Origin of the sequence: Paenibacillus sp. FSL R5-0701 (assembly GCF_037973995.1) — a bacterium.
Classification (GTDB): domain Bacteria; phylum Bacillota; class Bacilli; order Paenibacillales; family Paenibacillaceae; genus Paenibacillus.
Genome location: NZ_CP150230.1, coordinates 290097 through 305510 on the forward strand (window position 1 = coordinate 290097; position 15414 = coordinate 305510).

Below are 15414 nucleotides of genomic sequence, written 5' to 3' on the forward strand. Positions count from 1 at the left end.
ATAAGACCTTAATAATACGTAATAACAGGAGGAAACTAAAATGACAAATTCCAATTTTCCAAAAGATTTTTTATGGGGCGGTGCACTATCTGCCTGTCAGGCCGAGGGAGCTTATAATGTGGATGGCAAGAGCCTGACCATTCCAGAAGTGATGAAGTTTAACGAGAAGAACGACCGCAAAGTGACCAAGCAGATCAGAGTGAATTGGGAGATGATTGAAGAGGCCAGGAATGACCCGGATACCGTGAAATATCCAAAGCGCCGGGGAATCGATTTTTATCATTCTTTCCGTGAGGATATCGCCTTGTTTGCCGAGATGGGCTTCAAAGTATTTCGTTATTCCATTTCATGGGCCCGAGTATTTCCGGGTGGCGACGATGCCGCTCCGAACGAAAAGGCACTAGAGTTCTATGATCAGGTGATTGATGAATGTCTAAAACAGGGTATGGAGCCCCTGATTACCATCAGCCACTTTGATACACCAATTGTACTGATGGACAAGTTCGGAGGATGGTATAACCGCAAGCTGATTGATCTGTATGTGAACTATTGTGATGTGCTGTTCAATCGCTACAAGGGCAAAGTGAAATATTGGGTGACATTCAACGAGATCAACATGAGCGTGAAAGCATCGGCCAAAACGCTGGGAATCATTGATTATGATGCTCCAAATTATGAAGAAATGCTGTTCCAGGGGCTGCATCATCAATTTGTAGCTGCGTCCAGAGCAACCAAGATGGCTCATGAGATTGATCCGAATAACCAGATCGGAAGTATGGTGGCTTATTTCACAACGTATCCTTACACTTGCAAGCCGGAGGATGCGCTTCAGATGCAGCAGGATGATCAGATGAAAAATCAGTTCTATCTCGATGTGCTCAATAAAGGCGAGTACCCTTACTATAGTAAAACGTATTTCAAAAACAAGGAGATCCAGTTGCACATCGAGGATGGCGATCTGGATAGCATTCAAGCACATACGGCTGATTTCGTGGGGATGTCGTATTACAACTCGATGATTTCCAGCAGTGATACAGAGCAGCTCGAACTAACGGCAGGCAATGTACACAGTGTATATAAAAACCCGCATCTGCCCGCTAACGAGTGGGGTTGGCAGATTGATCCGATTGGCCTGCGTTATACGCTGAATCTCGTCTATGATCGGTATCAAAAGCCTGTCTTTATTCTGGAGAACAGCTCAGGCTTCTACGACAAGCTGAACGAAGACGGAACGATCAACGATCCATACCGGATTGATTTCCTGAGCAAACATATCGAACAGATGGGACTCGCCATTGCGGATGGGGTCGAGGTGTTGGGATACACGATGTGGGGACCAATCGACATGATCAGTTCAGGGACATCTGAGATGAGCAAACGGTACGGATTTATCTATGTGGATCAGGACGACTATGGCAATGGTACGCTCGAAAGATATCGTAAGGATTCCTTCTTCTGGTATCAGAATGTGATCCGTACCAACGGAGCAGAACTGTAACAGAGCATGAACATTATGGGTCGTATCAAAAAAATACCCGGCGGCTTGCTGATTGTTCCTATGCTGGCCGCCGCGGTCATCAACACGGTGTTTCCATCGTTTTTTCAGATCGGAGATCCAACAACAGCGCTGTTCACATCGAAAGGTACCATGGTGCTGATCGGTATGATTTTACTGATATCAGGAACACAGCTTAACTTGTCACAGCTTCTGGTGACTTTGAAGAGAGCAGGGGTGCTCTGTATTTCACGTATCCTCATCAGCTGCCTGTTCGGCTGGGCGTTTGTACACTTTTTTGGCATAAGTGGGTTCGGGGGTGTTTCTGCGGTAGCCTTCATTGCCGTTCTGACCAGTTGTAATCCGGGATTATATCTGGCCTTGATGAACACGTACGGAGATGATGTGGATCGTGCTGCGTTTGGCATTCTGAATCTAATCGCCGTACCGATTATTCCGGTTATGATATTGAATTCGGCAAGCGGTGTCGGTATCGATTACCTCAGTGTACTTGCTACGCTAGTACCTTTCTTGATCGGGATACTGCTTGGTAACCTGGACAGAAATATACAGAAGATGTTCGCTCCGGGAACACTGATTCTGCTGCCTTTCCTAGGTACAAGCTTTGGGTCCAATATTGATCTGCGCATTGCATTTCAGTCCAGTCTGTCCGGTTTGCTGGTCACGGTGTTATTTTTGCTGATCTGCATGCTGCCGCTCATTGGAATCGATCGCACGATATTAAGACGGCCCGGTTACGCAGCGGCTGCGACATGTTCGGTTGCTGGATTGTCCATGGTGGTGCCTTCGATGGCTGCCGAATTCAATCCGGTGTATGCGCCATATGTGGACACAGCTATCGCTCAGATTGCGTTTGCCGTGATCCTGACGTCGGTGACCGTGCCTTATATCGTGAAGCGTTTGGCGGGAGGAACAGCGACGGAAGCTTCTGCTTCGACAAATCACTAGAAAAAAACAGCATGTGTTCTGTCAGATTATGACGGATCACGTGCTGTTTTGCTTTGTACATCTATATGATCTCCTGGGGGAGGAGAAGGATCAATCGGTTTATTTTACAGACCCAGCAGTTGTTTAACACTTTCAGCTACAGCTTTGCTGGATTGCGGATTCTGTCCTGTGACCACGCGGCCATCTGTTGTGACATAGGAACTGAAGGCAGCAGCTTTATCATATTGTGCAGCGCGTTCTCTCAAAGCATCTTCCAGCAGGAAAGGAACATACTCGGTTTGTTGAGCCAATGTTTCTTCTTCATTCGTGAAGCCGGAAACGGTTTTGTCGTTGATCAAGAGTAGGCCGTTGGACAGCTTCACATTCAGCAGGGCTGTAACCCCGTGGCACACGCCGGATACAACGCCACCTTTTTCATAGATATCACGAGAAAGCTCTTGAAGTTCGGCATTGTCCGGGAAATCCCACATCGTACCGTGACCCCCTGTGAAGTAGATTGCATCGTAGTCACTCGCGTTTACTTCGCCAGGTTTCAACGTATTTTTCAATTGGTTCATGAACGTTTCGTTCTCGAAATAGGCTTTGGTGCTCTCATCCAGAGAGTCGCCCAGACTTTTCGGATCAAGTGGTACGCTCCCACCTTTAGGGCTAACCAGATCGATCTGAACATTGTCATTATGGTCAAACTCTTCAATAAAGTGAGTTGCTTCGCTCAGCCACAAGCCAGTAGGCTCGTCCTTTGTTGCGTACTTATCTACATTTGTTAGAACAACCAGAATCTTTTTCATATAAAAACCTCCCGTAAAATATATAACATCAATTTATATTAAATATCACAAAATTAAATTGTGTAAAATCTATTATCGAATATAACATAACCTTTTTCTAAAGTAAAATCATGAACGTATCGTCGATCTCCAATGTGACTTTCAAGCGTAGGAGTAAAGAACAAACTAGTAGTAGTAAATATGCCGTAAAAATATAGTTTTACTTATTATGCCCTGCTTAATTTACTCAAATTGTAAGCCGAGGTAGGCATGTGTAAGGCGAATCTTAATTAATTCAAATTTGAAGTTAATTTGATTGAACAACTAGTTCTTTTGATTTAGAATGGCGGAAGATGCCAACGAAAAACTGGTACATATTACATATATACTTGGGGGAACATTCATGAAACGTTCAGGCAAATTTTTCGCTTCAACAGTAGTTGCTGCTGTTGCTGCAGTATCCATCGTCTCTTCAGCTTCAGCGAGCACAGTTTCAGTCTCCAACATTTCTGGCATAACACCTGTCAACATCAGCAGTATGGATATCGAAACGGCTTTGATGATGGTTCAGAGCGAACGCACCAAATTGCTGGATGCGCAATTGCAAACGCAAATTCAGGAAGTTCAGAACCGTAATCAACTGATCGCGGAGTTGAACTCTCAATTGCAGGTAGCCCAGCAAAACGGGGATGAAGCAGCTGTTCAAAAGCTGAAAGGCCAAATTGATGCTGCGGGCAACTCGCAACAGATGGACATGCTTCGTCTGCAGTCCATGTCCAACAAGCGCAATGAAGCGTTTGATTTAATGACAAACTTTGTCAAAAAAATGCAGGATTCAAGATCATCCATCATCGGTAACATGCGTTAAGAACGGATGATTAACTGCAACAACACAAAAAGAGCGAAGCCGGAATTTAAATTCCGAAACTTCGCTCTTTTTGTATTTCTCTTTTTCTATGATATATCTCATCTAATCCAAGTTAGCCCGACCAGTCACGACGCCGAGTGAACAGATCCTGCAACTCATCCGTCGACAATTCGGTAATCCAGTTCTCGGAGCTTGTGATGATGTTATCGCTGAGCTGCTGTTTACTCTCCAACATCTCGTCGATCCGCTCCTCCAATGTGCCAAGAGAGATGAACTTATGCACCTGAACATCCTTCGTCTGACCCATCCGATAAGCCCGGTCGGTAGCTTGGTTCTCAACAGCCGGGTTCCACCAGCGGTCAAAATGGAACACATGATTGGCTGCGGTCAGATTCAATCCCACGCCGCCTGCCTTGATGGACAGAATGAAGACGGATGGTTGCTTATCCTCAGGCAATGTACGGGACTGGAATTCCTCAATCATGCGATCTCGCGCCGTTTTGGACGTACCCCCGTGCAGGTACAATACAGGCTCCTGCAACTCCTGACGTAGTACTTGTTGCAGCATCTGTCCCATACCAATGTATTGGGTGAAAATCAGGCATCGTTCGCCCTCGTCCCGTAATTCACGGACAAGCTCCATCAGTCGTTCCAGCTTTGCGGAGCGGCTGATCAGCATCGCCATATCCTGCGGGCTGTACACATCATAAGCAGATGTCAGTGCACCGTCTTCGGGTAGCTCCTCCGGCAAAGCTTCCTTTGTCAGCAGCAGCGGGTGGTCACACAATTGCTTAAGCTGAGTTAGGGCTGAGAGGATCGCACCTTTGCGCTTGATACCTTCCAATTCTTTCATTTTATCCATCAGGGCCTGCACGGATTGGTCATATAATGCACTTTGTTCGCCCGTAAGGTGAATATAGGTTTTCATCTCGTTTTTGTCCGGCAGATCGAGTTGGATATTGGGATCTTTTTTCTTGCGGCGCAACATGAATGGTTTCACCAATTGCTGCAGATCCTGCATCCGCTGCTCATCTTTGTCTTTTTCGATAGCACTGATGAAGCGAGTCTGGAATGCCCGGGCGTTGCCCAGATATCCTGGATTGATAAAGTCATAGATCGACCACAGCTCGGACAACCGATTCTCGATCGGCGTACCTGTCATGGCAATGCGGTGTTTCGCCGGGAAACTGCGGACAGCCAGCGACTGTTTGGTCTGAGCATTCTTGATATTCTGTGCTTCATCGAGACAGATGCATGACCACGTATAGGTTTGTAACATCTCCTGATCCAGTGTAGCCGTAGCAAAGGACGTGATAATAATATCCACCTGCTCGGTCTGCTCCCGGAATTCTTCTCCACTTAATCGGCGTGCGCCATAATGTAGACTGACATTAATGGAGGGTGCGAAGCGGCTAATTTCCTTTTGCCAGTTGCCCAGTACGGAGGTTGGGCAGATCAGAAGTACCGGGGCTTGTCCCGGCTTACGTGGTTCATGATCCTTGATGTGTAACAGATACGTGATGAATTGAATGGTTTTTCCGAGACCCATATCATCGGCAAGACATGCCCCAAGTCCGAATCTGCGCAGGAAACCAAGCCATGCAAAACCTTCCTTCTGATACGATCGCAGCTCGGCATGAAGCCCTGTCGGAATGGGCAGGGAAGGTGCGCCGCCTTGTCCGCCCCCGAGTTGTGCAATAACCCGGTTCAGGTGCTCATTCAGTTCTACTTCCAGCCGAATGTTCTGATCATCCTGTGGTTGCTGCTCTTCCTCAGTTTGTTGTCCTTCCTTCCATTTCTGGTTGCGATATTCCCGTTGCTCATTGTGCAGCAGATGCAGGTGCAGAATATCCTGGAATGAGAGTCCCTGTTCCCGATCTACACCGCCCATGGCACGACGTATCTGTTCCAGCAGGTCGGGGTCGAGAGGAACCCATTCTCCACGGAAGCGAACCAGTCGTTCATTACGGGCAACAAGGTCGGCGAACTCATCTTCGCTGAGGTCCGTGTCACCGATAGCAATGCGCCAGTCAAAATGAATTATCGAGTCCAGTCCAAAGAACGACTGTCCCCGCTCACTGCCTTCCTCAGGCTGCACCTTGGCGCGAAGCTTTGGTTTCTTCTTACGGGCTGCTTCCCACCAACCAGGCAGCAGAACTTGCCAGCCCGCTGCGAGCAACCTGCCGCTATCCTGCGTCAGGAACTGCCAGGCTTCCTGATCTCCCAAAGGATCACTCAGCACATCGCGTCTACCGCTAATGGAACTTCCGAGACGCGGCAGATGTGCGCGAAGCTGATCCAGCCATCCGGCAGAGCGGTCCAGAACGAAGGGGGTCCATACCTCGGGCCATTCCCCTTCAAGCCTGCCGCGCGAATCCAGCATGACGGGTACCAATACAGCGGCATCAAGCTTATTCTGTAATACCAGTCGCAGACGCCAAGATGGCTCATCCTCATCCGGCTCCTGCAATTGCAGCATGGGCCTGAATGGTGCAGCATCCGCTTTCCAGCCAATGGATACGAGCCAGGACTGGGCGTCCATTCCGGCTGTCTTAGGGAGAGTGCCGCGCTCTGGGAACAACTGCGGGAATTCACGCCGCAGATCGGTTGCCGCTTCCTCCGAACTGTACCAGCGCTGGAATACAAAGGCGGAGTAGGCCGCCCCGAGTCCTTCGGCATAACTCTCGTCCGTCTGCTGAATCGCCTTGGTAAGCGATGCTCGATCCTGCTTCTTCAAGCTATCCGGGTCCCAGGTCCACTGAAGCTGTCCTGCACGGTAGGCCTCGAAGCTAGGTACGTATTTGCGTTTTTCGATAGAAGATGCGAGTGCGGGAGCTAGTCGAATCAGATGTTCCGCCTGTTCGTCCCATTTCCATTCAATATGAAGCAGGGTATGCATCTCTGCAAAGAAGGGAATCACTTCTTCCGCTGGCAGAACAACCAGCTCAATCTCTTCAATCTGCCGAACTTCTAATTCGGTGCCGTAGAAGGAAGGCACATGCCAGGCGAACAATCGCTGCTTAAGCGACTGTCCGGATACAAAGTGGTGCGTGTTGAGTGCTCCATAAAACAAAGCATCGCCATATCCGGTTAAAGCGACGTGAACCTCAATCGTTTCAGTGTAAGGATGAATTAAGCTCATGAGATCAGTTTACCTTTCCGAAGCTCTTCCTGCAGGGCGCGCAGCCGACTGTTACGAACAGCGAGTGTTGTGATAAATTGCTCCCAGTGCGCTTCTTGCTTCAATTTCTTATAGATTTTGGACAGACGTTTCAGCAGCTTCACGGCTGCTTTGTATCCGTCCCTGTTTTTGTGTCCGATATAACGCTCCACTGCCTGATGATAGAAGGGGAGCAGTAGCTCAGGTGCATCTTTTTCGATCGGTTGCAGCATCGCTACGCGGAATTCGAGAGGTTCCGTTCCCGTACTCAGCTGAAAATCAATCCATCTGCGCCACTGTCCACGCGAATGCATAGCATCCTCGTAGGCGGGGCGGGAGTGGGGAAGCATACTGACAAGCGTGTCCCACATGCGGTTCTCTGTATCGGGCAGATGTTGAATAGCCGTGTCCCACAGATGCATGTAATCATTCAAAGGTGTATTACGCCGATTCGACAGCAAGGGACCAAGTTGTACCAACCAATCCCCAAGCCGCTTCCATTCGGCCGAGTCTGCGAGTACATGGAGAAAATGCAACAGTTGTTCTGGCGGGAAACCGTAGGTTGAGCTTCCATGGATGAGTCGCTGCCATGCCTGATCATCTTGCCCTACATGGAAGTGCATCCAGCTCTGCGCTAGTACTAGCGGCAGGGGCAGTGTTACGGCTTTGCCTGGTCTATCACTACTACTTCCATTATTTTGAGCGCTACCCAAGACACTCCCACCTGACTGTGAAGGTGGCGAAGCGGCGGTTATATTGCGCTCTATATCATCTAAGATGGCCTGTTCCGACACTAACATGTCCCGCGACCCTTGAAGCTCAGGTACAATCCAGTTCAACCAAAGTTGTCGATAGATCGGGGTGAAGAACATCATGCTGGCTGTCTCAGGCATCATCTGTTTGCGTAAATAAGCTGAGGTTTCGGCCAGTCTGCTCCAAAGTTGTTCAAGCTTGTTTCCCTTTAGACCCGAGAGGTCTAGTGGATGGTTAAAGATCCGCTCAATGTCTTTCAGAAGTGCATCCACCGCGAGCTGGGCAGGGTAACTCAAGTACACGGGGGTATGCGTGATGGAGTTACGGGCCGGCGGCACGCAGAATCGGATGAGGTGCAGCTGTACATGTAGTTCAAAAAGTTGGTCCATTGCAGCGTTCAGTCTTGGCTTAATGGCATATAGCTCGTCCGTTGCTTCCTGTACGTAGGACGTGCTTGCTGTGCCAGTACCCAGCCGTCTCAGACAGGAGTGGAATAGCTCGTGCCATTCCGAGATTTCGAGATCAGCAAGCTCTGTTGCACGTTCCTTGATCTGGCTGTATTGGTTGTCCGGAATGTCCGTATCCTGCTGTTTATCGGCATCTGTATAGCTGGATAGTCCTGCGGACATGGCACCGACGGGTTTGGTCGTTTGTTTGAGCGCAGTACTGGAGTGCGCATTCACAATCGCATGCACAGGTCGCTCCAGTTGCTCGGCATAACTCATTAATACAGCCGTCATATGTTTGCATACGGAACTCACCGGGCAGGTACAATGACTTGTAGTCAGGGACTGCATGCTTAGTGTGACCTCGTACTCTTCCGATCCTTGTACAACGGCCGAGATCCCTTGTTGTTCGGAATAGGTTAATGGTCCGACACGTTTCTGTTTATAATATTGGAATCCGCGCATGATCGTCAGGTTATTAAAATGCTCCGCAACCTGCCTGATCAACTGTTGCCACTGCGCATCATCCATCCTCATGTTATTCGGTATGTTCATCATTCCATCTCCTGGGGTAAACATAGGTTCAGTAGTCACCACGTCTATGACGTGATGTTGTAAATTTGTTGTATCCATCATATCAGTTATGAGCCAATCCGTGCATGGGGTATGAAGAATTTGAAGTTATTTTAGACCAACTGGAATCAGGATGAACACGTCGGTTCTGCTGGCGGACGGAATGCATGATTACACCATATTGTGTATGCTTATGGTATGTATTCCTTTCAGGAACGATGCAGGCCGGGGAAACGGCCATATTACACACAACAGGAGAGAGCATATGAAAATACTTACGTTAAACACACACGCCTGGGCGGAAGAGGATCAACTGAACAAGATCAGTCAGCTGGCTGATTTTATTAATACACATCAATTCGATGTGATCTCCATGCAGGAGGTCAACCAATCGATGCAGGAAGTCGCGCTTTCTGAAGAAGAACTGAAGATGTATTATGTTACTGAATCCGACGCTGTGATTAAAAAAGACAACTATGCCTACGTCCTGCTTCAGCAGCTGACAGAGCAATATTACTGGACGTGGATTCCCGCTCATGTTGGGTTCCAAAAGTACGATGAAGGACTGGCGATCCTTAGCCGGACGCCGATTAAGCAGGCTTTTGGGGAATACGTGTCCCACATGCGGGATTATAACAACTATCGTACACGCAAGATTGTGGGAATCCAGACGGTCGTCCAAGGTGAAGCAACCTGGTTTGTGAACGGACATTATAACTGGTGGGATGATGCGCAGGAACCTTTCAAGGGACAGTGGGAGTTAACGGAGAGCAAGCTTGCCCCCTACATGGATCAGCCGTTATATATAATGGGTGATTTCAATAATGTCGCGGAAGTGCGTGATGAAGGTTATGATTATATGATGAGCAAAGGCTGGAATGACCTGTACACCACAGCATTGCAAAAGGATGAAGGAGCAACTGTGGTGAAGGCCATTGCCGGCTGGGCAGATAACAAACGCGATCTTCGGATCGACTATATTTTCTCCAATCGTCCGATTCAGGCTAAATCTTCTACCGTGGTCTTGAACGGTAAAAACGGGCCGGTCGTGTCCGACCATTTTGGTGTCGCTGTAGAGATATAACAGCCGTGTGACCATAAACTATAAAGGTGATATCACCGCAAATACGAAACAAAGCCTCCGCTGACTTCCTGTTAAGGGAAGTTGCCGGAGGCTTTTCACATTCTAAATCATTTTCTGTGTCTATGTACATATCATATCATTCATTCTTTCTTTCTGCTGTGGACTGTTACTCGAGCGACAGCATCTGATGTACAAACTTTTTCAGATTCGCGCTTGTCTCGCTAAGTTGTTCGATACTTTCCATGAACTCGGTAACAAGCTTGGCCTGATCCACTGTTGCGGTTGTAATCTGACTGATCTCCTGCTCCATATGTTTCATGGAATCTTGCACGCTGCCTAGGGATGATTCGATATCAGCCGCTGCTTGTTTCGTATGATCGGACAGCTTGCGTACTTCACTGGCAACCACACCGAAGCCAGCTCCCTGATCGCCCACACGGGCTGCCTCTATCATGGCGTTGAGTCCAAGCAGGTTGGTTTGTTCCGATACTTCACGAATGACGTTTGTTACTTTACCTACACTGACCGAGTTCTCTGAAGCTTTTTTGGAGTTACGTAGAATCTCTTCCGAGGTTGCGGAGAGTTCTTCGGAATGTGCAGCAATCTGCTGAATGCCACCAACGAGAGCATTAATGGTTGTTTCATTTTCACGAATCAGATTTTCCAATGTCATATGGCTATCCAGCGCGTAGTTTACACCCAATATACCCACAACCTGATCGTTCTCTTTAATAGGGATTAGAATGGAATCAAAAGGTCTACCCTGCAGATCACCAGGCATACGTGCCACGGTACGGGAATCTCTGTTAGTCAGCATTTTGAAATGTTTATAATCATCATGCAGCTCATCCCCAACCTTCACGCCAATCTCCAGACTTTTTGCCTCGGAAAAATACAATACTTTCTCATGATCATTAATGGATATGGATATGTCGTCACGGAACATTTGGCTAACAAAAGGCATAGCATTTACCAGAGATTCAAGAGTATTCAATGTGCATCTTTCCTTCCCGATACAAAAAGTGGAATTTTTCAATCTAGTATTTATATCGGTAACGTTTTCTTGTTTTTAAACCATTGTTTAAATTTAAGTTAACCTAGAGAGAAAAGGCGACTAAATCCAATATAATTGTAAGCGTAATCAAAAATCTGTAGCCACCACAGAACATGTCAGTTATACTGGGATTATTATTCGGCTATTCAGAAGATAACCAAGGGACATACCTATTTCCCGGTAAGGGGATTACCCACCTAGGTTAAGCGCTATACTTTATTACTGCATATTAGTTTAGTGCTCTAGTGTGGATGGTATGAATGCTATGATATAAGAATTTATTTCAACAGAAGAAGGATGTGTGCCATCGATGACGACCTATTTCAGTGAACCGCAGAGCATGTATTACCGATTTGGAGAAGATCAGGATCAGGTGTTGAAGGTACTAGCCGAGAGGTATATTGGAGCCAATGCGCAGGCTGATTTTGTATATCGGGTATTCCAGAAGTCTGGTATTTTGCAAAATGAAAAAGGGCTTTATGATCTGAATTTAGGTAAACGCTTTCCTGATGCACCTAAAGACCATATATCCTACGCAGCTGCATTGGTTTGGGGGGACGAGGACCGGAATCTGGACGTGTTGGTCCGCTGTTATGGGCCTGTTCGTTTCTATTTCAATGAGCAGTTGGTCTATCGCTCTACCGTAATGGATGAGATTAGTCCAGACGCAACGGTGAAGCTCAGCATCGATATCAAGCCTGGTTGGAACACCATTTGGCTGGAGATGAAAAACACCCCTGCCGGATTTGGCTGCCAATTTGGGTCAGATGAAGGAAAAGTGCGCATTTTGAATGTATTTGCTCCATTCCAGGAGAGACAGGGACAAGCGGGGTGGGTGTTCTCCCAACCGAACCGGGCTGCGAGTAAGCAACCAGACCTGCTTGGAAAAGAAACAGATTACAGCTTGAACTGGCTGCCTGAGACAGGCTGGTCTGATGAAGATAAAACCAAGCCAGCTTTCGAACGAATATTCGGAAATCATCCTGGAAAACATGCTTATGCTTGGACCCATCTGAACAATAACGATTCAACCGGGAATGCGGTGCGATTGTCAGGTCAATCTTCCGGTTCTCTGAGTATATGGATTAGTGGCAAGCCTGTGGCGCAAGTGAAGGAAGCGGGTCCGTTCGAGGTGGATGTACCAGCCTCTTTTGGGCGGAGTGACCTGATTGTCCGAAGTGAATGCAATGATACGGCGGCGGGACCTTGGCATTTTAATTTGAACGCAACCGTGTCGGGCAAGCCGCTCTCACTGGAACTTCCTCAGCGTGTGCACGGTGCTAATGGAGAGTCTTGGTTATATGTTGGACCTTTTGAATTGGAGGTTGAACCGGACTTGGCGGATCTGACTCGAACGGACCGAGTGTATCAAACGGGGCAAGGACAGACATATTGGCGCTTGGATCGACCGGATGCTTGGATCAGACCTTATTATGAGAACGCGATGTTAAGCAACAAATGGACAGTGGGCAGTGTGACTAATTATGGTCGCTGGGATTATCCATTGGGTGTCACTGTATATGGTCTATTACGGACTGGGCGTTATTTGCAGAGACCAGACATTACATGTTATGCGGCTGAGCATGTGCAGGCATGTACCCAGATGTATGAGTACTCATTATGGGATCGGGAGCAGTATGGTTTCCCGGCAGTCAATCAACAATTGGTCATGCTGAAAATGCTGGATAACTGCGGTTCTTTTGGTTCAGCCATGCTGGAAGCGTATTCCGAGTGTCATGAACCAACGTTTCTTCCGATTGCTGAACGGATCGCCGATTTCATGCTTTCCCGTTTGGAACGACAGGAGGATGGGGCATTTTATCGCACATGCGTAGGGGAGTATGCCGAGAATACCATGTGGGCAGATGATCTCTACATGAGTACGCCGTTTCTCGTTCGTTATGCACGGGTGACAGGCAACTCGGCCGCATTGGATGAAGCCGCCAGACAATTTTCACTGTATCGGAAGTATCTGTTTATGCCTGAGTTCAAGATCATGTCCCATGTGTATGATTTCAAATACGAACAGGCAACGCAGATTCCATGGGGACGGGGAAATGGCTGGACACTGTTTTCCTTGACGGAGGTATTGGAAGCTTTGCCGGCAGAGCATCCCGAGCGTCCAGCCTTAATAGATTTCTTCAATGAGCTGTGTGAAGGGTACGCAGCGCTTCAAGGGGAAAGCGGGTTGTGGCATCAGGTGTTGAATGTTCCGCAGACGTATGAAGAAGCCTCCTGCACGGCGATGTTTGCCTATGGTTTTGCGAGAGGTGTGCGTTTTGGCTGGTTCAAAGACCCTGAAGTTTATGTCGCAGCTGCCGAGTGGGCTTGGAAGGGACTCATCTGCAAAGCAATCGATCGTCAAGGGAATGTGCATGGTGTGTGCAGCGGTTCGAGATATGCGTTTACGGCAGAGTATTATGATCAGGACTTGCGTACCGTCACCAATGACAATCACGGAATAGGCATTATGATGCTGGCAGGAACTGAAGTGGCAAAAATGAAGAAACATCTGGCTGAGCACAGAGTGTCTTCACCTGCAGTCTCACATTCCTGACAGACTCGCAGGAAACACATTTTTATAGCTGAACATCGAGCTTTTCCGACCATTCAATGGCCCGTAGAAAGAAATGCCGTGATTTGAATTCATACTTTCGTTCCATATCAACCCGCTATCTTCTTCTTACGTATCATGCATGTATACCCGTAATCATACCGATACGGGAACGGAACCGCCGGGAATATCATTCCTGGTGGTTTTTGATTCCTGTAACTCCTTACTTTTTTGACAGGAAAGCTTACTTTTGTTTATGTCATGTGCAGCAATGGACCGATACAATAGGTTATGTAAGCGATTCCATAAATGCAAGAAGGGGAGGAAATTCATTTATGATGATTACAAAAAAGTGGGTAACCCTGTTCTGCCTGTCCCTGTTATTGTTCGCTACAGCCTGTTCTGGAGGGGCCACCGATACACCATCTTCTTCTGGAGAAGCAAGTGGAAGTGAAGGAGATTCATCAGGCAAGATTGAACTGCGCATGACCTGGTGGGGATCACAGACTAGACATGATCTGACGACCAAAGTCATCCAATTGTTTGAAGAGAAACATCCGGGAATCACCATTAAACCTGAATATTCCGGTTGGGACGGTTACTTTGACAAGTTGACTACACAGGTAGCTGGTTCGAATGCACCTGATATCATCCAGATGGATTACGCCTTTCTGACTGACTTTGCCCGGCGTGGGGCCTTGCTTGACCTGACCCCGTTTGCAGAGAGCAAAGAGCTGCGGACAGAGGACCATGATCAGAGCATGATTACAGCCGGATCAATTGACGATAAATTATATGCGATTACCCTCGGAGTTAACGCACCGGGTGTCATCTATGATGCCACCGTATTTCAGGAATTAGGAATCGAAGAACCACAAGAGAGCTGGACATGGAAGGATTTTGGGGATATTGCGACTAAGATCGCCGCAGCCAAAGGTGAGGGGTTCTATGGATCTGCAGACATTTCCGGTACAACGAACATGTTTGAAGTGTTTATCCGGCAATCCGGAAAAGGATTGTTCGATGGTGGCACAATGACAGCTACCAGCGAGGAGCTTCAGCAATGGTTCGATATGTGGAGCGCACTACGCGAGAATGGTGGAGTGACCACAGCGGAGATAACGGCATCCACAACCAATGCGCTGGAGACACGCCCGATCTCGCTGGGTACAGCTGCGATGGATTTTGCATGGTCTAATCAATTGCTGACATTCCAGCAGGTGAACAAAAACCAGGATCATAAGCTTGGCATACAGGTTCTTCCGCATGGTGTAGGTGAAAAGCAAATCGGTGAATATCTGAAGCCAGGCCAGTTCCTCTCCGGTTATGGCAAAACCAAACATCCAAAGGAAGTTGCCATGTTCATTGATTTCATGGTCAATGATCCAGAAGCAACCGCTATTCTTGGTTCTGAACGTGGGGTACCGGTCAATTCCAGTATTCGTGAACAGATGCAACCTACGCTGCCGGAAGCAGAGCAAGTCATTTTCCAATTTATCGATACGGTATCGAAGAACTCCAGCGAGATTGACCCGCCATACCCGCAAGGATTTGCTGAAGTGGACACAAGTTTCAAGAGCGCAAGCGAGCAGATCGCCTTCGGTCAAGGCAGTACTCCAGATGTCATTGCCCAGTTTATTGAAGGAGCCAAGGCTACGCTTGGATCGAGTCAATAATAATTGAAACTGTCT

At 47.8% G+C, this 15414-nt stretch carries 10 protein-coding genes; 6 read left to right on the plus strand and 4 right to left on the minus strand.

Annotation, left to right across the window (positions count from 1 at the left end; translation table 11 throughout):
- The first annotated feature begins 40 nt into the window (after window positions 1-40).
- Complete coding sequence (locus tag MKZ13_RS01335) at window positions 41-1498, plus strand: family 1 glycosylhydrolase (RefSeq protein ID WP_076210289.1); 1458 nt, start codon at window positions 41-43, stop codon at window positions 1496-1498.
- 15 nt (window positions 1499-1513) lie between these two features.
- Window positions 1514-2464 carry a 2-keto-3-deoxygluconate permease gene (locus MKZ13_RS01340; RefSeq protein WP_339181254.1) on the plus strand — a complete coding sequence of 317 codons (951 nt, stop codon included), beginning with the start codon at window positions 1514-1516 and terminating at the stop codon, window positions 2462-2464.
- Between the two features lie 104 nt (window positions 2465-2568).
- Here MKZ13_RS01340 and MKZ13_RS01345 read toward each other — a convergent pair whose 3' ends face one another.
- Window positions 2569-3252: a type 1 glutamine amidotransferase domain-containing protein gene (locus tag MKZ13_RS01345; RefSeq protein WP_339181256.1), complete on the minus strand. Its 684-nt coding sequence runs from the start codon at window positions 3250-3252 to the stop codon at window positions 2569-2571.
- A gap of 382 nt (window positions 3253-3634) precedes the next feature.
- Here MKZ13_RS01345 and MKZ13_RS01350 point away from each other — a divergent pair, with 382 nt between their 5' ends.
- On the plus strand, window positions 3635-4099 hold the full coding sequence (locus MKZ13_RS01350) for a hypothetical protein (protein ID WP_339181258.1): 465 nt from the start codon (window positions 3635-3637) through the stop codon (window positions 4097-4099).
- A 112-nt stretch (window positions 4100-4211) separates the two neighbouring features.
- On the opposite strand, the gene MKZ13_RS01355 is transcribed toward MKZ13_RS01350, so the two are convergent.
- A complete protein-coding gene (locus tag MKZ13_RS01355; RefSeq protein WP_339185284.1) occupies window positions 4212-7232 on the minus strand; it encodes a DEAD/DEAH box helicase in 3021 nt (1006 codons plus the stop codon).
- A gap of 5 nt (window positions 7233-7237) precedes the next feature.
- Window positions 7238-9013: a hypothetical protein gene (locus tag MKZ13_RS01360; RefSeq protein ID WP_339181260.1), complete on the minus strand. Its 1776-nt coding sequence runs from the start codon at window positions 9011-9013 to the stop codon at window positions 7238-7240.
- Window positions 9014-9296: 283 nt separating this feature from the next.
- Between MKZ13_RS01360 and MKZ13_RS01365 the strand changes: the two genes are divergently transcribed.
- On the plus strand, window positions 9297-10115 hold the full coding sequence (locus MKZ13_RS01365; RefSeq protein ID WP_339181262.1) for an endonuclease/exonuclease/phosphatase family protein: 819 nt from the start codon (window positions 9297-9299) through the stop codon (window positions 10113-10115).
- Between the two features lie 166 nt (window positions 10116-10281).
- Here MKZ13_RS01365 and MKZ13_RS01370 read toward each other — a convergent pair whose 3' ends face one another.
- Window positions 10282-11109, minus strand: coding sequence for a methyl-accepting chemotaxis protein (locus MKZ13_RS01370; protein ID WP_339181264.1), 828 nt, complete (start codon window positions 11107-11109; stop codon window positions 10282-10284).
- A 370-nt stretch (window positions 11110-11479) separates the two neighbouring features.
- Here MKZ13_RS01370 and MKZ13_RS01375 point away from each other — a divergent pair, with 370 nt between their 5' ends.
- Both MKZ13_RS01375 and MKZ13_RS01380 read left to right on the plus strand, forming a co-directional pair.
- Entirely contained in the window at window positions 11480-13726 is a 2247-nt protein-coding gene (locus tag MKZ13_RS01375) for a glycoside hydrolase family 88 protein (protein WP_339181267.1), read from the plus strand.
- A 332-nt stretch (window positions 13727-14058) separates the two neighbouring features.
- The gene (locus MKZ13_RS01380; protein WP_339181269.1) at window positions 14059-15399 is read left to right on the plus strand and encodes an ABC transporter substrate-binding protein; all 1341 of its coding nucleotides are present in this window, start codon (window positions 14059-14061) and stop codon (window positions 15397-15399) included.
- The last annotated feature ends 15 nt before the right edge of the window (window positions 15400-15414 follow it).

Excerpts from the sequence above, each read along its gene's own strand:
- MKZ13_RS01335 (WP_076210289.1), top strand. The coding sequence starts at position 41 with ATGACAAATTCCAATTTTCCAAAAGATTTTTTATGGGGCGGTGCACTA.
- MKZ13_RS01340 (WP_339181254.1), top strand. The coding sequence starts at position 1,514 with ATGGGTCGTATCAAAAAAATACCCGGCGGCTTGCTGATTGTTCCTATG.
- MKZ13_RS01345 (WP_339181256.1), bottom strand. The coding sequence starts at position 3,252 with ATGAAAAAGATTCTGGTTGTTCTAACAAATGTAGATAAGTACGCAACA.
- MKZ13_RS01350 (WP_339181258.1), top strand. The coding sequence starts at position 3,635 with ATGAAACGTTCAGGCAAATTTTTCGCTTCAACAGTAGTTGCTGCTGTT.
- MKZ13_RS01360 (WP_339181260.1), bottom strand. The coding sequence starts at position 9,013 with ATGAACATACCGAATAACATGAGGATGGATGATGCGCAGTGGCAACAG.
- MKZ13_RS01365 (WP_339181262.1), top strand. The coding sequence starts at position 9,297 with ATGAAAATACTTACGTTAAACACACACGCCTGGGCGGAAGAGGATCAA.
- MKZ13_RS01375 (WP_339181267.1), top strand. The coding sequence starts at position 11,480 with ATGACGACCTATTTCAGTGAACCGCAGAGCATGTATTACCGATTTGGA.
- MKZ13_RS01380 (WP_339181269.1), top strand. The coding sequence starts at position 14,059 with ATGATGATTACAAAAAAGTGGGTAACCCTGTTCTGCCTGTCCCTGTTA.